This is a genomic window from Leptospira saintgironsiae, assembly GCF_002811765.1.
Lineage (GTDB): Bacteria > Spirochaetota > Leptospiria > Leptospirales > Leptospiraceae > Leptospira_B > Leptospira_B saintgironsiae.
Genome location: NZ_NPDR01000004.1, coordinates 199,412 through 225,116, shown reverse-complemented (window position 1 = coordinate 225,116; position 25,705 = coordinate 199,412). Strand labels below are relative to the sequence as shown.

The 25,705-nt window shown below is 39.5% G+C and carries 19 protein-coding genes and 1 riboswitch; of the genes, 7 read left to right on the top strand and 12 right to left on the bottom strand.

Going from position 1 to position 25,705, the window contains the following annotated elements:
• Nucleotides 1–32 precede the first annotated feature (32 nt).
• Together CH362_RS11225 and CH362_RS11220 are read right to left on the bottom strand one after the other, a co-directional pair.
• On the bottom strand, nucleotides 33–701 hold the full coding sequence (locus tag CH362_RS11225) for a hypothetical protein (RefSeq protein WP_100710443.1): 669 nt from the start codon (nucleotides 699–701) through the stop codon (nucleotides 33–35).
• The gene (locus tag CH362_RS11220) at nucleotides 698–7,795 is read right to left on the bottom strand and encodes an RHS repeat-associated core domain-containing protein (protein ID WP_100710442.1); all 7,098 of its coding nucleotides are present in this window, start codon (nucleotides 7,793–7,795) and stop codon (nucleotides 698–700) included. The genes CH362_RS11225 and CH362_RS11220 overlap by 4 nt, the downstream gene beginning before the upstream one ends.
• Nucleotides 7,796–8,233: 438 nt before the next feature.
• On the opposite strand from CH362_RS11220, the gene CH362_RS11215 reads away from it, so the two are divergent.
• The 3 genes from CH362_RS11215 to CH362_RS11205 are packed head-to-tail and all read left to right on the top strand — an operon-like array spanning nucleotide 8,234 to nucleotide 11,075.
• Nucleotides 8,234–9,103, top strand: coding sequence for an LA_3334 family protein (locus tag CH362_RS11215; protein ID WP_100710441.1), 870 nt, complete (start codon nucleotides 8,234–8,236; stop codon nucleotides 9,101–9,103).
• Nucleotides 9,100–10,461 carry a Kelch repeat-containing protein gene (locus CH362_RS11210; protein WP_100710440.1) on the top strand — a complete coding sequence of 454 codons (1,362 nt, stop codon included), beginning with the start codon at nucleotides 9,100–9,102 and terminating at the stop codon, nucleotides 10,459–10,461. The genes CH362_RS11215 and CH362_RS11210 overlap by 4 nt, the downstream gene beginning before the upstream one ends.
• On the top strand, nucleotides 10,458–11,075 hold the full coding sequence (locus CH362_RS11205) for a tetratricopeptide repeat protein (RefSeq protein WP_100710439.1): 618 nt from the start codon (nucleotides 10,458–10,460) through the stop codon (nucleotides 11,073–11,075). The genes CH362_RS11210 and CH362_RS11205 overlap by 4 nt, the downstream gene beginning before the upstream one ends.
• 30 nt (nucleotides 11,076–11,105) lie before the next feature.
• Here CH362_RS11205 and CH362_RS11200 read toward each other — a convergent pair whose 3' ends face one another.
• The 3 genes from CH362_RS11200 to CH362_RS11190 form a co-directional block, all read right to left on the bottom strand.
• A complete protein-coding gene (locus CH362_RS11200; RefSeq protein ID WP_165780263.1) occupies nucleotides 11,106–11,744 on the bottom strand; it encodes an ankyrin repeat domain-containing protein in 639 nt (212 codons plus the stop codon).
• A gap of 95 nt (nucleotides 11,745–11,839) precedes the next feature.
• Nucleotides 11,840–13,000, bottom strand: coding sequence for a YncE family protein (locus tag CH362_RS11195; RefSeq protein ID WP_100710438.1), 1,161 nt, complete (start codon nucleotides 12,998–13,000; stop codon nucleotides 11,840–11,842).
• A 1-nt stretch (nucleotide 13,001) separates the two neighbouring features.
• Nucleotides 13,002–15,104 carry a TonB-dependent receptor gene (locus CH362_RS11190; protein ID WP_100710437.1) on the bottom strand — a complete coding sequence of 701 codons (2,103 nt, stop codon included), beginning with the start codon at nucleotides 15,102–15,104 and terminating at the stop codon, nucleotides 13,002–13,004.
• 26 nt (nucleotides 15,105–15,130) lie between these two features.
• Nucleotides 15,131–15,305, bottom strand: a riboswitch (cobalamin riboswitch).
• Nucleotides 15,306–15,666: 361 nt separating this feature from the next.
• Here CH362_RS11190 and lsa26 point away from each other — a divergent pair.
• Complete coding sequence (gene lsa26 / locus CH362_RS11185) at nucleotides 15,667–16,407, top strand: surface adhesion protein Lsa26 (RefSeq protein ID WP_100710436.1); 741 nt, start codon at nucleotides 15,667–15,669, stop codon at nucleotides 16,405–16,407.
• Nucleotides 16,408–16,786: 379 nt separating this feature from the next.
• Here the strand turns inward: lsa26 and CH362_RS11175 are convergent, their stop codons facing one another.
• Nucleotides 16,787–17,833 (bottom strand): CapA family protein, encoded by a 1,047-nt coding sequence (locus CH362_RS11175; protein WP_208859574.1) that lies wholly within the window; start codon nucleotides 17,831–17,833, stop codon nucleotides 16,787–16,789.
• Between the two features lie 85 nt (nucleotides 17,834–17,918).
• Nucleotides 17,919–18,458 carry a hypothetical protein gene (locus CH362_RS11170; RefSeq protein ID WP_125169719.1) on the bottom strand — a complete coding sequence of 180 codons (540 nt, stop codon included), beginning with the start codon at nucleotides 18,456–18,458 and terminating at the stop codon, nucleotides 17,919–17,921.
• A gap of 103 nt (nucleotides 18,459–18,561) precedes the next feature.
• On the opposite strand from CH362_RS11170, the gene CH362_RS11165 reads away from it, so the two are divergent.
• On the top strand, nucleotides 18,562–19,431 hold the full coding sequence (locus tag CH362_RS11165) for a class I SAM-dependent methyltransferase (protein WP_100710433.1): 870 nt from the start codon (nucleotides 18,562–18,564) through the stop codon (nucleotides 19,429–19,431).
• A gap of 4 nt (nucleotides 19,432–19,435) precedes the next feature.
• On the opposite strand, the gene CH362_RS11160 is transcribed toward CH362_RS11165, so the two are convergent.
• The 4 genes from CH362_RS11160 to CH362_RS11145 all read right to left on the bottom strand — a co-directional run bounded on the left by CH362_RS11160 (nucleotide 19,436) and on the right by CH362_RS11145 (nucleotide 22,171).
• The gene (locus CH362_RS11160; RefSeq protein WP_100710432.1) at nucleotides 19,436–20,023 is read right to left on the bottom strand and encodes a hypothetical protein; all 588 of its coding nucleotides are present in this window, start codon (nucleotides 20,021–20,023) and stop codon (nucleotides 19,436–19,438) included.
• Between the two features lie 216 nt (nucleotides 20,024–20,239).
• Entirely contained in the window at nucleotides 20,240–20,773 is a 534-nt protein-coding gene (locus tag CH362_RS11155; protein ID WP_100710431.1) for a hypothetical protein, read from the bottom strand.
• A 129-nt stretch (nucleotides 20,774–20,902) separates the two neighbouring features.
• Entirely contained in the window at nucleotides 20,903–21,634 is a 732-nt protein-coding gene (locus CH362_RS11150; RefSeq protein WP_100710430.1) for an LIC_13076 family protein, read from the bottom strand.
• Nucleotides 21,635–21,676: 42 nt separating this feature from the next.
• Nucleotides 21,677–22,171 carry a hypothetical protein gene (locus CH362_RS11145; protein WP_100710429.1) on the bottom strand — a complete coding sequence of 165 codons (495 nt, stop codon included), beginning with the start codon at nucleotides 22,169–22,171 and terminating at the stop codon, nucleotides 21,677–21,679.
• A 104-nt stretch (nucleotides 22,172–22,275) separates the two neighbouring features.
• Between CH362_RS11145 and CH362_RS11140 the strand changes: the two genes are divergently transcribed.
• Entirely contained in the window at nucleotides 22,276–22,962 is a 687-nt protein-coding gene (locus CH362_RS11140) for a hypothetical protein (RefSeq protein ID WP_100710428.1), read from the top strand.
• 2 nt (nucleotides 22,963–22,964) lie between these two features.
• Nucleotides 22,965–23,891: a DMT family transporter gene (locus CH362_RS11135; RefSeq protein ID WP_100710427.1), complete on the top strand. Its 927-nt coding sequence runs from the start codon at nucleotides 22,965–22,967 to the stop codon at nucleotides 23,889–23,891.
• A 14-nt stretch (nucleotides 23,892–23,905) separates the two neighbouring features.
• Here CH362_RS11135 and CH362_RS11130 read toward each other — a convergent pair whose 3' ends face one another.
• Complete coding sequence (locus tag CH362_RS11130; protein ID WP_100710426.1) at nucleotides 23,906–25,636, bottom strand: GAF domain-containing SpoIIE family protein phosphatase; 1,731 nt, start codon at nucleotides 25,634–25,636, stop codon at nucleotides 23,906–23,908.
• Nucleotides 25,637–25,705 lie beyond the last annotated feature (69 nt).

Genomic DNA, 25,705 nt, shown 5'->3' with positions numbered 1-25,705 from the left:
CTTTTTTAGTCTAGATTTATTACTTTTTACGATCAGGACTCAATCCCCAGGTCACAAACTGGTTCTTGTTCACCGGGACGATTTCTCTCTATAGTGAATTCGATTATAAATCCTTTCCTGGTAAGTTCGGGATCAGTGGAATACCAACCAGTTTTCCGATTTATCGGATCAGAACCTTTAGTTCTCATAGCAGGAGTTACTTTCAATCGAACAGAATGTCCTTCTGGTAGATCAAACTCAGGCCAGGCTCCATCAATTCTGCCATCAGTTGGATCGCTTATGAGTAAATCATATTCGTTTTTCCCAGGAGGAAGAGGCATCCAATACTCGCAGTCATAGGCGAAGTAATCTCTACGATCTCCATGCAAAAATTGATTAATTTTACTACGGGTAAGAAGATCTTTTTTATTAATGTAATAATCTTCTGAAGGATTGATTGAGCGCGGAATCTTATCTCCTTTGGAATAAGGAAAATGGACATCAGGATCTAACCACTTTATAACAAAGTAATATTTATTTACCTTATAAATGTTTCTGTGCGGCTCGTAATTTTTTCTATCCTTATAACTTTTAATTTCAAACTTAATAAAATTCTGATGAAATTCCTTCTGATCCCAGCCGCCTCTATACTCGTTTAGGCCAGCTAAATTAACACAACCAGCAAGAAAGTATAGTTTCAAAATCAAGAGAAACTTATTCACAAAGTTCCTCCACAGGTCTGATGAACGGCATTACCCGATTTTAAAATTAGACCAAACGGAATACTTTTCTTTGCATATCCCTGAACTGCATACTGTAAAAGATCAGCCCCAGCAGATTCCCAATCTTGAGTTACTATACTTTTTATGGTTAAAGTGTAACCGATAGTATCCAGAACATCCGCTAATCCTGCAGCTTCCGGAGCTCCAAGTATTGAAGTAAATCCCAAGTATCCGTAGAATCCTGCCACAGCCAGCATTTGGCCCGCAACGGAATAACAAGCAGCGATCCTAGCATTCTTCTCGTCCCAATGTATATTATTGAAACTTGATTTGGAATATCCACCTGCTATATATGCCTGAAGAGTGAAAGGAGATAGTGTGGCGCCGACAACCCCCATTCCAACTCCGAGAGCAAACATTGCAGCAATCGGGATCATTCCGATTACGAACAATGCTGTTCCAACCGCGACTGTAAGGGCCGCTGCAACTATAGCCGATACGACCGCCAATGCCCCTAAGCCAATAATAAGGGCTGTTCCTGCCGCAGACGCGGCCAATCCAGCTGCCAAAGAAGATGCCGCAAGCCCGGTAGCCGCAGCCACAACTGCGACTGTAGCACCTAATGTAACTGCACCTGCAGTCGCTAAACTTGCTGCTCCTATAACGATTAGCCCCGCTCCGATTGCTAATCCAAGTCCAGTTGTTACAACAGTAACTGCGGCTATAGATGCAGCCGAACCTATCCCGAAAGCCGTACCGATGATTCCCACTGGATTTAATGCCATAGCAATACTTGCACCGGCATCACTCCAACGTTGAGAGCTCACATAAAATGCATTTTGAAAGAAGGTACTTAATGAAATACTAAAGTTCAAGAACCCGAGCCCATTTCTTTCTAAGAAGCTACTCAATATACTGTTCCCGCTTGGATCAGTATATCTAATGGGATTTCCTTCAGTATACATGTACAGGTCCATTCCCATCGGCCTTGTTGTGTCCATGACGGAATCTGCCTGCAAAAATCTACCTATTAAAGGATCGTAATATCTTGCCTTGAAATAGTAGAGACCTGTTTCCTTATCTTCTTCTTGACCGTTATATTTATAGCGAAACACATCAGGCCCAGAGGAATCATTTCTTTGTATCTCTCCGTATGGTTTATAAGAAATATGTGATGCTCCACCCTGGTCCCCACCTGCTATTCTATTTCCGTTTCCATCTGTTGCCATTGTGATGGAACCTAAATGGTCGGAATGAAGAAATAAGAATCCGCCGACAGGAAGTCCCGCCCCTGAACCTGGCCCTCCAGGTTCATAAGGTGTATTCACATTTGGAGTATTGGAATCAAATTGAGGAGGAATTAGCCAAGGCGGATTTCCATTTCCACCGGGTATCAAAACAGAACAGTTGGCGAAAGAAACGATCAGTATTGGAGAAGTAAATTTTAATACAGATCTCCAGACTCCCTCTCTAAAGGAAAGAAGTCCGAATCCAAAACCTAAGATGATCGTTATATACAAAAATCCTAAATTAGTTCCTGGAACTAAGAATAGATATTTAATCCCTCGGATTGAATAATCTTGTGCTGCCCAGGCTAATGTCTTCCACGCAGTTTTTATTCCGGAACTTCCAGAAGAAATATTATCACCTTGGTAATTTACAAGTACCGCATCCGTTCTGGTCCATTGTGCAACCAGATCTCCAGAATTTCCTCGGAAGTATAATGTATGCTGGGGGGATTTTCCAGGAGAGATAGAAACCTCATACAATCCACCTAAGCTGATTGTCTTACTGGAATCACTGGATTTCGTTTTTCGTATCCTGGTTCCTGAAAAATCATACTCAAATCGGATACTATCCTGATCTTCTGTTTGGATCTCTTTTAATTTTTGGAAAGGATCGTAACGGAAATTTTCTCCATTTCTGGAGATGATATTTCCAGAACCATCATAAGAATATTGATAAGAATGATTTTGCCCTGTTACTTTGGTGACCGCATTCTTATGAGAAGGATTTTCATAAGAATAGGATAAATTACCTTTTTGGAGCAATTTTCCTGAATCTGAATATGTATATTCTTCTGTTCCGTAAACTCCAGAAGCTGAGACTAATCTATTGGCCGAGTCATACTGGAAATTTTGAGTCCTAACCGGATTCTTTTTATCTAAAATAGAAAGATAATTTCCGAATTGATCATAATTATATTCTATACTTTGATAAATTTCAGTATCTTTAACAGAAACGAATCTACTTGGTCTACGTTTTATTAAATCATAATATATATCTGTTCTGACGCCATTCCCCAATTTTCTTTGGATCTTAAGTTCTCCATCTTCTAAAATTGGGCCTTGGTATTGAACGATAGGAAAATCCGAACCACTTCCGTCCCCAGGACTTAGAGTGATGCCAGAAAGAAATCCAGCTTCAGAATATAAATTTTTTGCAATACTTCCATCCGGATAGTTAGTCTCTTCTATTTGGTTTTGAAGATTATACTTTTTACGGATTACAAATTCTAGATCTTCTTCTGTTAACTTTTTTAGGACTAGGGTTTGGTTCCCTCTTAGATCGTATCCGAACTCTGTTGTTCCGAGTGGATCAGTTACCTTAGTTAATCTTCCAATCCCATTCTCTTTTTCAGGATCATCATACTCGTATGTATAATTTACAGCACCGGTTTCTGGAGAATCTCCTTTAACTTGAGAAACTCTGCCTAAACTATCGTAAACGTATTGGATGCTGGAGCCGTTTTGGTATTTTTGTTTGGATAATTTTCCAGAATTAGGATCATATTCATATTCTATCTTTCCTGAATCAGGATGAATTACTTTGGTCTTTCTTCCACCAAAGTCCGTCTCGATAGATGTAGTCCCACTTTCAGGATCTATGATCTCGGAAACTCTACCTGCAGAATCATAAGAATAACGAGTAGTCTTTCCTTGCTGTGTAGAAGAAATTATCTGACCAAGTGCATTTTTCTCTTCAACGGTTTCTTTTATTAGATTTCCGTTAAGAAGTTCTCTGGTTTTAGAGATCAAACCCGTAATTTCAGATTCGATCACTGTTCCATCATTTCTTTCACTTTTAGTTTGATTGCCTTCTTGGTCATATATATAATCCGTCCAGGAGAAAGGATTGGATCCTTCCAAGTATGGATCGATTTTTCGAGTTACCTGGCCCTCCAAATTCCGATGAGTTTCCTCCACCAGAACAGTTCCGCTCACCAGGCTACTTCTTCTTTTAGAGATCTTGGTAATATTATTACTCAAATCTTCCTGCCAAGTCTCACCATTACTTCGGCGAAAGATTTTTCGGACAAGCTGATTCTCTAGGTCCCCAGTGTTTTCATATTCGATTTTTTCGGACCAATCGCTTTCTCCCGGCAAATAACTCTTTGATGGCCTTCCCTGAGAATCGTATTCCGTTCTGGAGATCCCACCGTTTTCGTCAGTGCTGGATATTTCTAAACCATTCGAAAAATCGTAGGATTTTAATGTGACCTGGCCCAATGCATTGGTCATCTTAAGAGGGAATTTATGTAAAATATTATCATATTCTACAGTGATCAAATTGCCGTTAGACTCTTTTACAAGGCTCGGATTCCCATATGAGTCGTATGCTTGGATCTCCTCACTTTTCCAGGCGCCAGGGCTTAACTCCTCTTTCACCAGAGATATTTGAAAATTAGAATATTCTATTTTTCTGTGAGAGACTAATTCTCCATTTTTCAAAACTTGGATATCAATGGGTTTTCCTAAAACGCCTTCATTCCAATCATTCAGATAGGAAACTTTTTCGCTGGCTGTATTCCCATTGATACTCGTATCTTTTAGAATAATATTCCCATAAGTATCATACGTTTTAGCTATTGTAGAAGATTGGAATAATTGTCCTGCTCTATATACATTCTCCAAACTATCAGTTTCAAGGACTTGAATTCCGCCATTGGAAGAAAAAGATTTTTGGAAGTTTTTATAAGATTCAGAAATTTTGATCCCATTCTTAAATTTTGTCTGAGCTGTAGGAATTCCAACAGCTTCCAAAAAAGAAGCATCATATTTTGTTTCTATAATTGAGTTGGAGATAGTATTTTTCTCTTCTATCTTCTGGAACCCTAAATATCCAGAATTTCTAAATCCACCCCTATAAAATCTGGAGAAAAAATACTTGTATGAGTTTTCTCCTAAGATCATTCCTCCCGCTTTTTGAGTAAGTTTGGTCGTTACAAAATCAGGAAATACTAATGGAAGAATTTCAGGATGATTTGGATCATAGAGTCCTAACCCGTTTGCAGTGGGATGGCTTTTAGAAAGAGAATATTCCAACTGAACACTTACATTTCCATCGGAAACATAAGAACCGTTTTCAATTTTACTCAAAAGCCCAGCAGGAATATCAGGACTAAATCTCAGAAGATGTAATTCTAAATTGGATTCATAAGGAAACCGGCGATACGCAATTGTATTTACTAATGGAATACTAGAAGCCACAGAATACTGTAGTGGTTTTTTATCCCCATTCAATCCCAAAAGTTCAGGCTTACCGTCCCCATTAATATCCAAGGGAAGAAGGTATCCTCCAGTTGTCCAAGACTCATCACCATCAGCAGAATAGAATAGATTCCCATCCGAGTCAGTCTTTGAATAAGAAACGATCAGTTTCGATTCAGAAGAATCATATCTCAGGAAATCTGATCTTCCATCTCCATTCAAATCTATGAATTCTTTTCTATTTCTCCAATTGAAGTAAGCATTATCAGACGAACTTCCTGAGATGTTTGCAGAAGGGAGATAATCTTTCAGATCTATAGAAATTTCATAATATGTAATATTCGTAATGTTTACGGAAAAATTTCGAACAGTTACAGTTTGGGGAAGAGAGTCTGCATCCTCATTATCCGGTTCTTCGGTGGTGCTTACATTTGCTCGTAGAATATCAGGAACTCCGTCCCCATTTAGGTCTTGAGCCAAATCCTGATTCCAATACAAAGAAAAACCTGGAAGATAGTCCGATAGAGAAGTATCGTAAACCTCTACCGTAAAATACGGATTTGTAAGATCAGAATAATTATAAGTAACTTTATCTTTGATTCCATCTCCGGTAAGATCAATCTCTGCAAAAACCTGGCTGGAAGCAGTAGAATTTTGTTTTTGTTTCGCTGCATAAGCTCCATTCACATCTACCGTTTGAAAGGCTCCACCACCGTTTGTTCGAAACTTTCTTCCATCAAATGGATAATAATGGATGGTTCCCTGGCTTGTGGATCCTGAGAAAAATGCGAAATCGGGATAACCATCTCCATTCAGGTCGGAAATGAATTGGTCCCCGTCATTTCCAAAAGAAGATCTGGAAATTTCAGTTTCTTCTAATTCTACTAAATTTCCATTTTTAAAATCATAAAATGTTAAGATCAATCTTGGGTCGGAACTTCCGCTGATCCTGAGCAGATCCGGGATACCATTTCTATCCATATCTACAAATCCTTGGAAAGAATTTCCTGGATCTGTAATATTCAATAATTGTGATTTTTGAAAACCGGAACCCGTCGAAAGATAGACCTGGAGCTTAGTAGAAGTTTTCGCCTGCAAAATATCAGTTTTACCATCTCCATTTACATCCGCCAAAAAATGATAAGGTTTACTTTGTTGAAGATTTTCTGCGATCAGTTCTGAATATTCTACTGAGTTTAGATCAGGGCCATAATAAACGATCCCCTTAGCACCGTTTGATCTCAATACCAGGAAATCAGTCTTACCATCTCCGTTAAAATCCGCCGGAAGAATCCTACCTTCTGTAGTAACTCCGATTGGATTTCCCTTCGATTCTCCACTCACAGAGATCGGATCCAAATTTTCAGTATCCCAAGAAGAAAGTTTTGAAACTGAAAATCTTTGGCCGTCCATATTTCCTAAAACCCGGACCATTTCAGGACTTCCATCCCCATCTACATCCGCAGGAACAGCAAAGGACATCTCCACACCATTCGTACAAATATCCTGGTAATTCTCTATTCCAATCTGGCAAAGAGAAGGAGCACTGTATTTACTTGCAACAATACAACCCCAGTCGGCAGTACATGTACAAAATGCTGCAGTTGTCTCACAAGCAGACTTTACACTCGGATCAGAGGCTCTATAAGAATTTTGGAATGTTTTTCCAGAAGATTTTACATACTGAACTTGATTAGATCTACTCGAATAAGAAAACACAATTGGTTTATAGTTTTTACGATGGAAAGAAGAAAGAAATGTTTCTCCATCTATAGTATCATAGTCGAATTCATAAACTTCGCTTAAATTCTCTGAACCTGAGGAATCTTTTGAATATACTTCGACTTTTTCTAATATTTTCCTTCGAGAAAGGGATTTGGTTAAAGAGAAAATTTTTTCTCCGAATCTTTCGGAACGATCTTCATAGATAAAAAGGATTCGTCCATTTCCTCTTGCATATACGATCTCTTTTGGCAAAACATCAGCAGATTGTAAATTTTCAGGATCGTATTGGATATCATAACCATTCCCGAATCGATCTCTTACCTTATCCAAATAAAAAGCGATCGGCACTCCATCGCTATCCAATCTGGAATTTGAACCTCCAGAAAAGTTTTTACCATATTCATAAATGATCCCATTTTTATCTCGGATCTTCCAAATAGAACCATCGAACTCAGTTTTAGAAAAACTTTCGAATTTGAATTTATAATTACCATTTGTATCTGAGATCATCTCACCAAATTGAGAAGAAGTATATCCATCTGAAGAAACAAAATGAACTCCCAGATTTGGATTTTTAGAGATCTGAGGAAATCCACCCAAGGACCAGCCCTTCCCCAGAATCCCAGAGCCTGAACCAGAATATTGGATATTGATCGCTGGAACTATATCTCCAGTCCCAGGAGGGACTTGAATAGAAAGTGAAAACCCTGGTTTACCATAGGAATTCACACTAACATCAGGAAATGGAAGTGGTATCTCAGTCTCTAATCCAAAGAACGTGGAGAAAAATGAGTAGATTGGGCGAAGAGGATTCCAAGCTAAAAAGAGAATCGCACTGCAGAATATAAGAATTACATAATATTTTCCGGTCCTAAACATTAGCTTGCTAAATCCTTCTGTAAATTTCCGGATTTTGTTCCGGAAGGGAATTAGCCGAGCTGTGAGCGCCTCACCTAAAGGTGATCTTTATATATAAATGCACTAACGCGTTTAAAATTTCCGATGTCAAACATAAATATCCCAATTTAGGATATTAAAAGTCACAATATACACATTCTTTTTTAAAATATCCTGAATTGGGATTCACGTAGAATGCTTATTTTTGGATTTGGAATGCATATTCCGCACGGATTCCAAGATTCAGCTAAAACTAAGAACTCAGCAAAGTAACATACAATATTTTAAATATACTAAATTGGGATATTTTATGCGGATTCAAAATAATTTTCTTTCTTTTTACTCTAAGAAGCCACATCCCATCCAAATAAGGAAAATCTGAATTCTACATTTGGACCTTCTTTATCTGAAATGCACCTTATGCTTAAAAAGTTTAGTTTTGTTTTTTACGGGATCTTCTTCTTCCCCTCTTATCTTTTTGCCTCTGAAATATTATTCAAAACTGGAGAAGCTTTTATCGCAGAAGAAGTTTCAGAAGAGCCGGAATACATTCTTCTCTCCTGGAAAGAGAAAAAATACAAAATTCCCAGATTGGAACTCCAACGAATAGATCCAAGGAAGAAGGGACCTGATTCTTCTTATCGTTATTCCGAGTTCAAACTAACGGATGGAACACAACTAAAGGGAATCTTGATCGAAAAGAAAGAGAACAAACTTATCTTAAAAACGGAACTTGGTTTTGTCGAATTAGATAGATATAAAATCCTCTCTCATAATTTTGAAGATATCTCATCCAAACCTCCGATCATTCCAGAAAAATATCTATTAGAAACTTCTAAACAAAGAGAATGGAGAATTGGCCTCTTAGCTGCCGGATATTATTCCTGGGGTCCATGGAGCCAGGCATTCCCTATCACATACGGAGGAGGCGCATTCTTAGAAAGAGATGCGGACTCTAAGTTTTGGTTCTATGGGATTTCTTCCGAAGCGTCGGTCGGAAAAGGAAAAAATGGAAACCTAAGTGTATGGAGCCAGTCTCTATACTTAGGAAAATATTATGGATATTCTTCTCCTTATTGGTTGGTGGGTGCTGGTCTCAGCAATTGGACCAGAACCGGAGATGAAAAACTCTCTGCAACCAATCCTGATCTGATTTTTGAATTTGGTTGGAATTGGCAGACGGAAATCCGATCTTCCATCCGGATAGGTATTCGTTCTCAATGTAGTATAGAAGAAGGTTCCAATTTTTGCAGATCGGGTCTCCGATTCTCTTGGGGATTTGCGATATGAGAAAGATATATTCTGTTTTTATAATTCTTTCTATTTCCTTACAATTTTGCTTTTGTGCAGCCGCCGGTTTATCAGAAATTTTAGGAGAAGAATCTTCTATAGCAGAGTTCGCATTTGTAGCTAAACTAGGCCCGAATTCCGCAATTCTTTCTTGGAATTGTTCGAATGTTTCTAAGGGTACGATGTATACAAACGATGGGATCATTCCCAGTTTGAACTCTTCTAAAACTCATTTATTAGAATGGAAACATCTAAATTCAAACACTTCTTACAGAGTGATCTTAACCTGTGGATCTCAAAAAATAGAAGAAGGTAGCATTTTAGAATTTACTACCTGGGTCTCGAACGATCCTCCCAAAACAAGAGGGATTTGGATCTTAGGTGGAATTGGAAATGACGGCCTTCCCATCAAAGAAGTGGATCTATTTGATCCAGTGACAGATATTTGGTATTCTTCCATTACAAACGTCCCGACTCCCAGGATATTAGCATCCATTGTACATCATAAAAACAAAATATATGTAATTGGTGGAATGGAGAATGTTTCTGGAACCTATGTTTCTTCTTCTAAGGTAGAAGTGTATGATCCATATGCAGATCTCTGGGAAACAAAAACTTCTTTGCCTTCGGGTTCAATAGGCGCAGTGGCAGGCTCCGTAGGAGATGAGATCTATATTCTTTCCGGTTCTAATTCTACCGATATGACAAACGGTCCCGTATTTAATACAATTCTAAAGTTCTATCCTGAACTTGGAATTGGGGGCCAATGGATCTCTTTCTCTTCTGCTTCTACTATATTTAGCAGGGTAGATATGTCAGGTTGCGCAATCAATGGTGTTATTTTTTATACAGGTGGTAGGACCTATAATACTGGAAGTGCAAACTCAAGCACGGATGGTTTTGCTGCTTCTGCAAACACTACTACCTCTTTCAGTGAACCAAGCTTAGGAGAATCCAAACATGGAGCCGGTGGGGTTTGTATTTTACCTTCTTCTGGAGATCCTTTCCCTGCTGATGGTGTGTATTTTGCAGTTGTAGGAGGTTCAACAGGTTCAGGAAATGTGTTCCAACCCGCGACTTCTATTATTCCTACAAATAGAACTGAGTTCTACCAATTGGGTTCTGGGTCCTTTTCTTTGGGTCCAAGTCTTCCTGCTTCTTTATATTTTCCCGCTGTCCAAACTTCTTACGAGACTCGTAAAATTTTTTCTTTTGGAGGAGCTTCTTCCATTAATATTCCTGAAAATACCGTGTATTCTTTGGATTCCGGAAATCCATTAGGATCTGCCTGGACAACTCATTCATTATCTATGCCAAGAAGAAGATATGCTCATAAAGCGATTCGGATCGACAGATGAAAGCAATCTTTCTAAATTCTGCATTTCTTAAAATATCAACCTTCTTTATCCTTCTCATCTCTCCTTTGTTCTTATTATCAGAAGAAGGTCTTATAGAAAACAGATGGATCCAAGAAGGAAACATTCTATTAGAATCAAAACAATTTGAAGAAGCGTTAGTATTAGCAAATTCTGTTTTAGAATCAGATCCTTCCAACTCTAAGGCAGAATTTATATTAACCCAAGCCTGGATCGGAATTGGTAGAGAAGAAAAGAAGAAGGGGAATTTCAAAAAGGCAAAAGAATATTTAGAAAAGGCTTATGAAAAATGGCCTTTGAATGAATACATTCGAAAAGAACTCGCGGAGTTGAATGAAACTCCCCGGCAACAAAAAAGGTTTCTTACGCCATTCAAAAACAATTCCATCTCACAAAATACATCGTACAAAAGCACAGGAGATCTAATTCTAAGTATAAACCTTCTCCGCTTAGAAATTGAAAGACTAAAAGGTGAATTAGAAACGGAAAGAATAGAACACGGGAACGAGAATACAAATAAGGCTAATATGTACTGGGTCTATTTCCTTTTAGGAATACAGATCATAGTCTTATTTGCAATATTTAGAAAAATATAATATTATCCTACGCGCAAATTTCCAGCGGATCTAAGCGCTAAACGCAACTCCTCTTTCTGCTGCGATCTCTCTAGCCGTTTTGCCATCTTCAGTTTTTAGATCTGGATTTGCTCCCTTCTTCAATAATAAAGAAACGATCTGTTCATTCCCTTGTCTGGAAGCAGCAATATGAAGTGGAGAAAACCCACCATCTTGCGTAAAGTTCGGATCCGCTCCATGTTCCAAAAGTAATGCAACTGCATCAGCTCTCCAAGAAGCAACTGCAGAATGTAATGCAGTATTACCGATCGATAATTTACTTTTTGATTTAGCGTGTATATCCGCTCCATTCTCCAATAAAAATTCAATAATCGAAAGTTTTCCGAAATGAGAAGCAAGATGTAAAGATGTCCAGCCATCAGGGCTATAAGAATGAACTACACTCGGATTTGAATTTACGAGATCTCTGACCCTCTCCTCCTCTCCCAATGCGGAAGCTTCGAATAGATTTAGTGGAATCCCTAGGGTAAGATATGAATTTACTATATCTTCTTTGCCGTAATAGAGAGCGAATAGTACAGGAGTAATCCCTTCCGGGTTTTGTTTGGAAGCTAGGTCCGGACTTTCTCTCAATGAATAGATAACTTGAGCTTTATGACCGGCAGCGATCATTTGGAACATATCGGAAATCAAGCAATAGGCCTCCGAAAAACAACGAAGGATCATCCATTCTTTTAATGCTTTGTCAATCCGGTTTCGACTTAGTGTAAAGAATTCTATTCGAATTATTCTTTTAGCTGTATCAAATCGAAAGGTTGGAGGTCCACAGAGATAGGAACCGGAGTTAAAAGCCGATTATCTCTGGTATCGAACATTGTAACTCCCGGTTGTGAAAACTCGGTATTGGAAACGTAAAGTATATCATCGTCCGCAAGCAAGATTGTGGTCAGGCTCGCATCATAAGAAGAAGGAATAAACAGTAAAGTCGCCAGTTTCTGCCCTGTACTTGGATTAAATACTTGTAATGTTTTATTAAAAGAAGCATCCAGAACGCTTGCATAACCCAATTGTTCGTCTTTGATCTGAACTCCTAGGATATCCCCGCCGGCAGCAGCCTCTGAAAACAAAAAGCCAGAACGAAAGGTGCGGGAAGAAAGTCGAAATGCCACTACCCCGCCGTCAATCTGGCTTAAAAAACCCATTCTATTTGCTGCAGCAAAAACTATATGAGTCTCTCCGAAAAGTTCCAATATCTGCGGTTTACTAACTGGATTCGGAACTGGAAATGTATAAGTAGAAATAATAGAATCAGTTACGGTATCTATTTCTAAAAGAAGAGAACCCCAAGGTCCCGGTGGAAAATACCCGCTTGGGTCATTTCGATCCAATCTTTGTAATACTAGAAAAAGACTGGTTCCAACGATCTGCATTCCGGACATTTCGGGCAGATTATCAGGGATAGCGCTTGGCTCAGAATATCCACCCAGATCTATCTGCCCTAAACTTGTCCCAGTCAAAGGATGAATGATCTTTAATATTCTAGATCCATAAAGTGATACATAAGCCTTGTTCTGGCCTACAATCGCAATATCAGCAGGATTTGTTGCGGCTCCCATGGACCATTCCGATACAGTTTGGAATCCGAAATCTGGATCTAAAACTTGAACACTATCCCTATTTAAACGATTGAGAATATATACTTTGTCGTTTCCAAATCTAGCAACAGCGTCTGAATGAATTGGTGTCAATCCAGGATAAGAAAGAAGAAGTTCAGGATTTAATACCTTAAACCTTCCCCCACTTGCAAAGTCGGTGGTTACTACTCCGATATTATTGGGAAGATTTGGAGTTAAGAATAAAGTATATAAAGGTGGCCTTTCAATATCTCCACAGAAGGAAAAGAATATCACTAAGCAGGAAAGAATGATATGTGATACAAATTTCATATTAAAACCTCCCGCTTAAGGTAATGAACCAATTTCTTCCCGGTAGAGGATATCCTACAATATCCTCGACTCTTTTATCTCCCATATTCCTAAGATCTATACTTAAGAGCAGTTCTTTGGGAGTCTTTTCTCCTTTTTTGGTAGGATCTTCTTCCTCAGGAGAAGTATATAATACAAGAGTAAGATACGCGTTCCAAATCTGACGAGCAGGTTGGTAATTTACATATTCATTTGTCCTATCTTTGAAGACAGCCCCTACATATACTCCTTCGAAACCGAGTTCCCATCTTTTTCCTCTATATGCGATTGTTCCTGAGATCTCGTGTTTAGGCCTAAGTGGGAGATATTTGCCATTCAGATATGGTGCAGGAGAAGTATTGATCGCCTCTTGGTATGTATATTCTAATAAAAATTTCCAACCTTTGTATTCAGTCTTATGAGAAATCTCCGCTCCATCAATTCTCGCTGAGTCTACATTTTCAGGTCTTAAAGTAAATTGTGAATTCGGAATGAATAGGATCATGTCCTTGATCCTTTTTCTAAAATAGGAAATTGTAATATTGGATTTGAGTTCCCCGTTTTTATATTTCCCGGTGAAACCGGCGTCGGCATTCTCACTTCTTTCAGGTTTAAGAGAATCGTTTGCTATGATTGTTCCGACTTCTCCAAATAATTCCAAAAAACTTGGGATCCTATATTGCCTTGCGATATTGGATTTGAATTCCAAAGAATAATTTTCTTTCTCCCAAAACCTCCAAAGAAGTCCTGTTTTAGGATTCGAAAACTCAGTGGTTTTTATAGCAGGAGCAAGAGGATCTTGCTTTCTATACCAAGGTTCGTCAGATTGGAATTTGTCTCTGTAGGAATCCCAAGAAACTCCCGGAGTCAAAACTAACTTTCCATCCAGGAATCTAAACTCATCCTCAACTTGAAAAGTGGTATAAGTCCGAGTCTTTCCTGGCTCATATTTTAGATCTATATTCTGAGGAGTACTCCTGGATCTTTCGAAAGTTTCCCTTTCGACTCCTGCGTGGAATTTCAAAATTTGATAATATTCTAATAAATAAAAAGTAGGAGTGACTTGGAATCCAGACTGTCCCATATGTGCAGTCGAGTTTGGAGTTCCTTTCGAAAATTCAGATTTAGGATCGAATAGATCATCATTCGTAAATGAAGTAAAAGTTCTAGTTTCAAGCCTTAGCAGTCCATCAAACAAACCTTTTGTATCTGTCCCAAGTGAAGAAGTATTTCTAAGATATCTGCGATGAACTTGTTGTGTTTGGTTACTTGCAGGCCCGGGAATCCCATGAAATCTATAATTTAGATCATTCCAAAATTTGATCTTTGTAGTTCCAATATCACCACTTAGACCGATCATACCAGAAGTTCTCTCATATTGAGCGTTCCTTCTTCTATCGATCGTATCGTCCAGAGGATTTACAAGCAAGGTTCCATGATTGTTTAAATAGGAGAAGTTTTGGTCTGATTTTTCTCCCAATAAAAATACACTCGTCCCAATTCCGCCATAAGTACCGGTATGCGTTATGCTACCTTTCCCTGTATTAAAACTTCCTGCTCCAATATTCACTCTCGTTTTAGGAGGACCAGATCCAATTCTTGTAACTAAGTTTACACTTCCACCTATTGCTGAACCCGAAAATCCAACCGGGGCGCCACTACGATATACTTCTATACTTTGTAAATTGTCGAAAGGAAGATCTGCGAGGTTAACTTCTCCACCTTGCGAATTATTAAAAGGAACTCCGTCTATAAAGATCCTAGATTGGTTAGGGTTCGTACCTCTAAGAGAAAGAGTAGAATAAGAACCGAGACCACCGTATCTTCTGATCCTGATCCCTGCTTCTCTTTCTAAAACGTCCGGAAGGTTCGTATAACGTGCATTGTATTGGTCCAAATTAATTGAAGTCTGGAAGCCTGTCGGATTCTTTCTGAAATTTTCAGGCTGGGAATTGGAACTGGTCTTTCCTACCACTTTTACTGTGGAAGTTTCAGTCTTCTGGGACTCTTGGGAGAATATTTGGACGGAAAATAAAAAGAGCCCTAGATGGAGGAGCTTGCGGAATCGTTTGGGTCTTTTGTGCATTGAGGCCTTAACTCCCGAAAGCCAGAGAATTGAAAGTAGCTCTGATAGGTTTTCTGACTCACGCCCGATTCGGACCCTTCCCGTCATTCGACAGTGGTTTTGTCCGACCGTTTAGGCGATTACAGCTGCGGGTACAGCTCCGGATTTTCACCGGATTCCCTTTTCCGATCTACTTGCAAGACCAGGTTCCCAACCCAAGTGGGCGGGGCAATCTGAAAAAGGCTTGGCCGCCTCTTGCTTACGCAAGACCGGGCTGCTCCGGGCTCGGACATACGTCCTCGTCCTTCGCATACGCTCAGGACGCTTCGCGCCCTATACATCCCTGGCGGGTTTTGTAAATGAAAACTCTGTGTGCTCCGTGGGCTCTGAGCGAAACTTGTTTGTGTTTTTATTGGTTCACACGGAGAACACCGAGATCACAGAGGGACTTACATGCGGATTTTTCAATAGATAAAAGAAATATTTTCTTGATGTAAGATAAAAACCGGAAAGGATTCTCGAATTCGTGACCTAAAGGGAATCCCTTTGGGTCTACCTACACAACAGGGAGCACCGAACTCGAATGAAACGAATTCCATCCTTAAGATTTCTTCTATTAGGGATCTTTCTTCTAACTACCTCATCCTTATCAGCAGCCGGAACTTATTCCGAGGGTTGGACAGTTGCAAAATTGATCCAATTCGAAAGTAGAGGGGTCATCTTTGAATCTTACGAAGGTCTTTTAGAAGTTTATACTATAAACGATTCAGAAGCTTGCGACGAAATGAAGGACGAATGTTTTGTTCCAGCAAAACAAAAGATCGAATTTAGCGTACGTCCTGAGAACGCAGATGTGGTAAACTTCTTAAGCAAAAGTTTAAACCAAGAAATTTTGGTCCAATACAGGATCCATAGATTCGAACCTATTGCATTGTCTTCCGATTACGAAGTTGTTGGAGCTCAACTTCAGGAAAAATCCCTACCGAAAGGTCTTCCCGATAAGATCGTAAGTAAAAGTAAGTCCGGAGGAAAAAGAAATTTTTCCGTTACTGGACGTATTCTAAGTTTAGAATATAAGGGAACTGCGATAGGAACCTGGGAAGGATTGTATCTGGATGAAACAAGAAATAAAGTTCACCCATTTTCTGTGACAGACGAAGAGATTGCGGCATTCGCCACGAACACTCTTAAATTCGGACTTAGATATTTCTTAGGAGTTTCTGTAGCTTATGTAACTGGTTGGAGAGATTCTCATTATGATATTTATGAGATCAACTTCAAAGCACCTGCAGGCGCGTTGGAACCGGCTAGCAAAACCCAATAATTTACATTAAGATTTTATTGATAAGAAGGCCGATATAGGAGTTCCTATATTGGCCTTTTTTATTTTAGAGTGGTCATTAGTGTTATTGTTGGAATTCCAACAAGGTTTCGGAGCGGCCCCCACCCCTTCGCAGCGACTAATAGGGAGCGAGAAGACGACCAGCTTTGCTGAGTCGGTGACGAAAGTCAAACGAGATGGAACTGAAGTTAACGCACTAAGCTTGATCGAGCATGAATTTTGAAAAACGGCCCCCACCCTGCTTAGGGTGGAGGAGGTGGGTTAGTGGGAGAAGCCATTTCCCCTATATCATAAAATCGTAAAATTTACAATTAAAAATTGGGGTCGAATTTGTAGGAGCTCCTACATGGATTCGTTTCAATTAAGGATGGAAGCTTCCGTCAGATTGGATTTTAGGTCCTTTTCCTGGGAAATCAGATTTCGTCAAAGACTGAATGAGTTCTGTAGTCTTCGCATCTGGATCTGGAGCAGGAATTCCATTTTGGCTTAATTGTAACGGATGGATCTTACCTTTGATAAAATTCCCTTGTTTATCTAAGTCTGCTTCTAAGACCAAAGAATATCCACCGTATCCTTTCGTGGAGAATACTCTATATCCTAAAAAGTTTCCTAAAGAATAAGCGACCAGTTTTCCTTTATACAATTCAAATGCTCTAGGTAAATGAGGTCCGTGTCCGATGAATAAGTCTGCACCTGCGTCAATTAATGCGTGAGAAAGAGCGACGAGGTTTCCTCTATATTCTCCGTAAAATCTTTCTTGTTCATTTTTTACGTGTAAAGCTGGCCCACCTTCTGCTCCACCATGAACTGATATAAAGACTAATTGCGCTTTTTTCTTAGCTTCTTTTACGAGTGCTACACCTTCTTCAATTTGGTTCACATGATTATGAGCGCTTTCCATATGGCTGAATCCGATCCAAGCCACTGAAATTCCTTTTACGTTCATATAAGTGATCGCACCTTTTTTGCCGGTATATCTAACTCCAGCTTCTGAAAGATTTTTACCTGTATCTTCGAAACCTTGTTGGTGAAAATCCAAACTATGATTATTTGCGATGGAAACTATATCGAATCCAACGTCCTTTAGGATTTTTGCATATGATGGAGGAGTCCTGAAAGCGAATATAAGAGGACGATTTATATTTTTAGCACAGTGAGGATAATCAGTCAGAGTACTTTCGAAATTTGCAAATAGTATATCCGCCCCTCTCAAACTTGGCTCCACCTGAGAGAACAAAGTGTTTCTAGGATCGGAAGGAAGTTTATTCTCCGGATAATTGGTTCCCATGACCAAATCTCCCACCGCTTTGATCTTCAAAGTTTCCGGTTCTACAGATTCAATCGGCTGGCATTGGGAAAATAAAAGAGAGAGTCCTAAAAGAGAGGACAATGCAAGGATTCTATACATAGGGGAAGGATTTTAGAAACCCTATCCCTGGCAAAGCGGTTTTTCTTAGGTGAAAGTCCCTTCTTATGGACCTACTACAACGGCGTTAGGGCTGGATCAATAAAGGTAGCAATCCTGCATCTGCACCTATCGTTAGACCGGAAACTTGTGAAGTCACTTCTCCACTCACGGTATAACGCACCACGCAAGATCCCGAATTCACGGTGCTAAAATTTAAATTGGTTATAGGACTGTACGGAGGGCTGAAAGTAAAAGGCCAAAAGTTTGGAGAAGTGCCGGAAGGACAAGCAGATACGTCTATATCAAAACCTACCGTCACATCATTGCTGGTCCAATTTGAAGGAATTGTTCTAAGACCTACTTGATACGTTACGGTTGCGCCCGCGGTTACGGAGAGTGCAAGTGGAGTAAACACTAGCAATGAGTTACTTCCCCCTGTGAGCAACGATAACAGAGCCGCAGTCGCCTTTTCAGGATCCTTTTTATCTTCTTCAGATAGACCCAAGAATTCTTTGCCCACATCAGTCCCAGTAAGCACAAGCCCACAACTAACGTTATGAGTAATGAGCATAAGGAAGATAAAACTTGTTATATATTTATCTCTAAGGCAAAGAGAAGTTCGCATAACCTACGTTTAACAATGAATTTACCGAAAAAGCAAGCCTTAAAAATCGAACCTTCGCTCCATTTTATGTCGGGAAACCTCTCAAATCGCCGATCCTTATACTATGCAATCTATCCCTTGCAATACTTGTTCTAATTCAGAATTCATTCCTCTCTTCTCCAAAGCCAGTCCCAAAGGAGAGATATTCCAAATTGTAGAATGCAAAAAATGTAAATTAGTTCAGGTCAATCCCCAGCCTAGCTTGGAAGAAGTTTCCAAGTATTATGAAGATTCTTACTTCACTCAAAGAACTGATAGAGGTTACGATAATTATTACTCTGAAGAAACTAAAAAAGAGATCGCAAGAGTGTTTAATCTAAATCTGAAGGATCTAGGTTTCTTCGATTGGGAAAGATTATTAGGTTCAAAAAGATCCGCTTTAGATGTGGGCTGCGCCGCAGGTTATTTTTTAGATTATCTTAAGAGCAGAAATTGGGAAACGAAAGGTTTGGATATTGCAAGTGGACCTGTTCGTTTTGCAAAAGAAACTCTCGGCTTAGATGTGGAACAAAAAGATTTTTTAACCTGGGATTTAGAAGGAAAAGAAAAATTTGATCTTATCACTCTATGGGCAAGTATAGAACATCTTCATCATCCAAAAGAAACACTTCAGAAAATTCTAAAACATTTAAAACCAGGAGGAAGAATGATACTTTCTACCTGCAGATATGGAGTTCTAGCAAAATATCTGGGACCTAAATGGAGATATTTAAATGTTCCAGAACATCTTTATTATTATAGTTTGCCAGGAATTATTTCTTTAGGAAATGAATTAGGTTATATGCCACTCGGCCATATTTCTTACGGAAGTGGCCTTACCGCTAAAAAAGGATCCGGAGTCTTCTACAAAACTTCTAAGAAGTTAGCAGATTGGGCAGTCAAAAAACTTGACCAAGGAGATATGATGGCAGTTTGTTTCGGAGTGGCAAGATAAGTGTCTATTGTACGTTTACTGGAAGGTCGCCAATATCAGTGCCCACTGGTAAACCATCTCCGTTGGAAGTAATTATCACATGCTTAAATAGACCACTTGTCTTTACGCTACAAGAAAAGCTAATTCCTCCTCCACCTAAAGTCAATGGAAAGAGATCATCACTAGCAACCGTAAATGTTTGACTTGGAGCCAAACAGGAAGGATTCCCGGTCCATTGTATCTCAAAAGTAAAATCCCCGCTTCCACCACCAGGCGGTGCGGCCTGTATTCCTAAATTTAAACCTACGACAGCAGTACCGCTCGCCCCACCCGGCCACGATGCAAGTACAATTGAATAGAGTCCTTTTCCGGATGCAGCACTAAAGCTGAGAGAGCTCGGATTAAACCCAAGTATCGCAGATGTGCCGCCTCCGACTCCTGGACTAATACCTAATGCGGCTAATAGAATAGAATCGTCACTATTCTGATTGGAAGCCGCTTTTGCCTCTTGTTCAGATTGGTATCCTAAAGCAAGACCGCAATTTAAGGTCAAAATGGAAACATATATTATAAATATTTTATATATAGGGAACATCGAATAAAAACGTTTCATAAAGGATAACCCGCAAATTCACTTACAATACGAATACTACCCCCACGACGGAGAATTCGAGCAAGCAGGTTTCAGATCCTGAAAAAATTTCAGAAACGAAGAGATCATCCCCCATTCGAGGGATGTAGAGCATTCACATTTTTTAATATGATTCGAATCAAAGGAATCGAGGTGATATGATGGCGGTTTGTTTCGGGGAAGCAAGATAATCGAAGATTAAGGACTAACCGTTATACTTACACTTCCTACACTTGTTCCTATTAAAGAAGATGCCGCAGAAGGCGCATTGATGATCGTATGATCTATGGCACCAGAGCCAGGTTTGCCGCATGCAAAAGTAATCGTAGAAGAAGTAACAGGATACTGCTGATCGTCTGCAAAACTAAAACTGCTCGGACTCGGATTAGAACAAGCCATTGTTCCTGACCAAGTGAGGGTTAAATCGATTTGGCCGGTACTGCCGCTAACAGGCCAAGACGGAACAGTAATCGTGTAGGTCCCGCTGCCAACTCCAGTAGCTGAAAAACTCAGACTACTCACGGAAAAGCTGACGATCCCGGAAGACCCGCCTCCAGCACTCAATCCTAACGCAGCCAAAATTGGGCTATTATCATTCTCTTGAGATGCCTTTGCAGCCTCTTCTTCGGCTTGGTATCCTAAAGCAAGTCCACAATTTAACACAAAAGCAACAAATAGGAATATTATAAATTTATAAAATATTGAATTGGAAGAAAAACGATACGACAGCATAGGAGAAGTCCCCTTACCAATATGATAAGCGAATATAGGGGCTATACACAAGTAGGATTTTTGTAATAAGTAAATTTATTGACTGAAAATGAGGGGCGCATCCCCCAAAAGAGGGATGCGTTAGTATGATTAATGTTTTTCTTTGCCAGGTTCTTTTGCAGGAGGAGTATCTTTTACCTTGATGATCTTAGTCGCAAAGATCACTTTATATACTTCCTTTTTCAAAAGAGTAAACTCATGCCTTTGTCCGTTTGAATCTTCCGTTTCCAGTTTGAGAGAATCTACGTCCTGGCCGATTACCCTGGCTTCGGTCGTTTTACCGGTTCTCAGAATGATCATGCTATAATTTTTACCAGCATGTTCTGCAGGGCTTGTCTTATCCAAATACTTGCGTAGAGCATCTTCTAATTCTTTTTCGGTTTTGGCAAAGAAATCTGCATGAGCTCGAGCCTTCTCTTCTTCAAAGAATTTTTCGTAATCGTCTTTATGAACGAATCTGGTTCCAAGATCACATTCGTTAACTGTTACCTTATAGAATACGACTGTGCTGAAAAAACCGGTGAGTACGTTTAGAGTTGCCTGCCACCCGTTTACAGAATGTTCTGCGAAGTAAACCTTACCTTCTTTCTTTTCTATTACCTTATCCCTAGAACCAGGGATACGCCATAGCCCATAAAGAGCGAACCAACGATTATAATGCGTTAGTTCCTCGCAGGGTTTGCTCCCTACTTCCAGGCCTAGTTTATCTTCTCCTGCGAATTCTATCCTTTTATCTAAAGTACAGTTTTGGAGATATAATGCGGTTATACCGATTAGGGTAATAATTTTACAAAAATTCGAATGTCGTCTACTTGGAAGCATACGACATGTTCAATACGCTATAATAACGTAATCAAATCTATTTTAATTCTGTCCGAATTTTTTTGAGGTAAGTGTAGAAGTTTTTCTGACCTTAGGATTTGCAGTGATAGCCACAGGCCATAACGTCTTCTTCTTGGGTTTGTCCTTGAACAACCTTACAAAAAAGTAAAATGGTACTGCGATTGCCAGAAATAAAAAAAGGTATCTAGGGAGAGTGGATTCTAGAATGGATTCACGTATTAAACCTAAGGCACGTCCCTCATTCTCTGGGATCTTATTTCGATAATCGGAGCCGTATTCATAGGCATACACTTTCAATTTCAGGCCTCTCCAAGCCTTTTCGATCGGATTCAATCTGTTCTCAAATGCAGATTCTGAACTTACCCGATCCAATTTTAATACGCTACCAAGCATTGCGCTTATCAAAAAAAAGCAGAATGGTATTCCTACTAAAACTAGGAACAAAGGAGAAGATGATCTTTTATTAGAAGGGACCTTCTTCACTTGCTTTTTATTCTTTGGTTTTGCAGAATTCATCGCTTACAACTTTGACTGTGGGAGCACAAGCTTCCTCTATTAGTATCGAACGAAAGTCCTTGCTTTTCCAAGGAGTTTTTCTAAGGTTCTAAAGAATTGCAAACATGCGACATATTCGTTTCCTTCTTCTTATCCTATTAACCTCATGCACTACAGTTGGATTTCACAGATCTTCTGTGAGAGATACTTACGAATACGGAAAAATGAAATTCGTCCGAGTATGTGTTTGGAAGGATGAAAACGTTTCCAAAGAGAGAATGGACTATCTATTCGATTCTTGGAATGAAGAATTGATCCTCTATAATCTACAAGCAAGGGTAGCTGAGGTAAAAGATTGGAAAAGGCCTGGATGGACAGGCAAAGCAATCATGGAAGAATTATATAAAGCTGAACTTCCCGATGGTTGCGATCGGATCCTGGCTTTGGCAGGAGTTAGATTCTCCGACATCGCTTACGAATTCGCTTCTTATATTTTAGCATTATTTTTTATCCCCACATTTGAAGTTTTAGGAGCGGTAGATAGTCCTACCGGGACCAGAGGATTTGTTTTAGCTCATACTGCATCTTTAGGACATTTACTCGTAGGTGGAGCCTCGAGTACAATGGTTCACGAAGGATACCATTTATTAGGATGCGGACATGCATTCTATCTTTCAGAATGTTACGGGCAGATCAAAGAGTTAAAAACAACTTCAGAAATTGCGGGAGACTCTTTTTTCCCAGCTACGTTTCCTGGAGGAGGATTTATCACTTCCAGGAAACAGTTGAATTATTTCTTTTTAGGACGTTAATCTTGCGAAATCTTTCTCTCACTTCCAGATATAGCGAAGAGACTTTAGGCTATTTATACGCTCTGGGAGGAACTGTATTATTCTCCTCCAAAGGAGTGCTCGTAAAACTGGTTTATAAATTTGGAATAGACTCGGTCACGGTTCTTGCACTTAGAATGATATTTGCAATTCCATTCTTTGCATTTGTTCTTTATCAAGAATCTAATAAAAATTCAGACAAACCAATCTCTCGGAAAGATTATGGGATCGTAGTTTTACTCGCATTCATCGGTTATTATATGGCCAGCTTTTTCGATTTTTGGGGTTTAGAATATTTATCTGCCTCCATGGAAAGACTGGTCCTATTTACATTCCCAGCACTTGTTCTTCTTTTAGGTTTTGTTTTTTTAAAGAAGAAGGTTCATAAGATCGAGATCTACTCAGTGGCTCTCACATACTCTGGGATCCTATTGGCATTTTTGCCAGACGCAGAAGCACAAGGAAGATCCGCATGGATCGGAGCAACCCTAGTCTTCCTATCCGCATTAGCGTATGCAGTTTATCTAATAGGCAGCGGGCAGATGATCCCAAAATTAGGATCCAGAAAATTCACTGCACTTTTGATGATCTGGTCGGGAGTATTTGTGCTAATCCATTTTTTCTTCACAAAAAATTATGAAATCCTAATACAACAACCTTGGCAAGTTTACGGATATGGATTTGCTTTAGGATTTTTGACCACTGTAGTGCCCGCATTCTTGACTACGGCAGGGATACAAAGGATTGGTTCTAATAAGGCGTCCATCGCAGGAAGTGTCGGCCCAGTATTTACTTTATTTTTGGCAGCAGTCCTCTTAGGAGAAATTATTACCTGGGAAAACGTAGTAGGAACAGTTATAGTTCTTTCTGGAGTTTTTTTATTAGGAAAAAAGAAAAGGGTATTGGAGTAATTGAGACGGAACACTCATCCGTTAATATCAATCACTAACATCGCCATATCGTCTCCGAAAACTCCCTCCGAAAATTGAAATACGTCGGAGACAACCTGATCTAAATATTCATCTAAATTTCCAAGATCTCTATGCTGAAGAAGAATGTCCTGGAATCCAGGAAGATCTAAAATTCTACCTTCTGCATTAAAGACTTCATACATTCCATCAGAGTAGAACACAATTCTATCATCTTTTTGTAATTTAATAGATTCGTTAAAATATTCAATAGAATCAAAAATAAGAAGAGGAAGATTCATACCTTTCAACTCCATCTTCTCTTCACCTCTAAACACAACAATAGGAGGATGACCCGCATAAGAATAAACCAGCTTCTTCTCCAAAGGAAAAAATCTGGCCCATACGGCAGCGATATGATGTTCCACCACCATTGGTTTTAGATCTTTCACAAATTGTTGGATACCTTCTGCAGGAGAAAGGCCTGCTTTAGCATGATGCCTGAAAGAAAGTACTGCCATCCCAGAAACCATTGCAGAAGAAATCCCATGACCAGAAACATCTCCAAATAATATATCCAACACTCCATTTTCATGTTGTATATATGTGATGATATCCCCACCTACTTTTTCGAAAGGGCGGAAATAACTATCCATCTTATAAAAAGGTGAACTAGGAAATTCCCTGGAGACCAAAGATCTTTGTGTAAGACGTGCTAATTCCAAATCGTGATTCATTCTTTCATAAAAATCGTTTAGATCCGATTCTCTTTTTTGCCTATCGAATGCCAGAACGATTAAGTCACCAACAAGTCTCAGAACATAAATGTCCTCTTCTGTCCAAAGTTTATGACCTTTAACAGAATCAAATCCTATAAAACCAAGCTCTTCATCACGTGAAGAAAGACCTACCACCACTAAGGAGCGAGTTCCCCTTCTCTCCAAAAGATTTCTTAAGGAAACATGGGTAGAAGGAACATTATCCAACGAATCATAAACGATATGACCCTTATTACTAATTGTATCGTAATCCGATTTAGGAAATGTTTCTATAGGAAGATTTTGTAATAGATGGATCCTATGTTCTATTCCATCTGCACACCATTCGTTCGTGTTCGAGATAGTGAGACCTGCATGAGTATATAAGAATAAAAACGCTCTGTCCGCTCCGCAGAATTTTCCAAGCTCACCTAAAGCATGGTTCACTGCATCCGTGGTGTTTCCCGGTTCTACGCTTAAAAAATATCTGGAGAGTTGTGTGAGTAAACTTTCTAAAGCAATCGTTCTTTTGAGCCTGGATTCTGCGGCTCGAATAGAAGTTACGTCCTTCTGCACTCCCCAGGCTCGAAGTAAAAATCCCTTCTCTACCACACCTAAGGCTGTGCTTAGAAAATATTTACGTTTTCCTCTTAGATCTATCTCTTCTAATTCGCTATCATGAATTTTATAACCTGAGCGAATGAATTCGTTAATGCCGAAAATATTCATCTTGTTAGTCGGTCCAACAAGATCTTTTAAAAGAACACCTTTGATCTCTTCTGCGTTATGATACCCATAGATCCTTGCCATGGTATCGTTGCAATGAGTGAGTCTTGCATTCTCATAGATCAACCTGCACTGTTCCTCAATAGGAAGAGTGGTGTCTAAAGGAGAATCCAACTCGTAGGACCAGATCCCTTCCGGGGACCTACGAAAATAACCTTCTACCTTCTCGATTTCCTCGAGTCGGGTTTTATAATCCAATTCCATTCGTACCAGGCGGCCCTTGCCATTTTTCTATTTATTATCGGGTTCAGGAGCCGGGGAATTTTCCCGGTT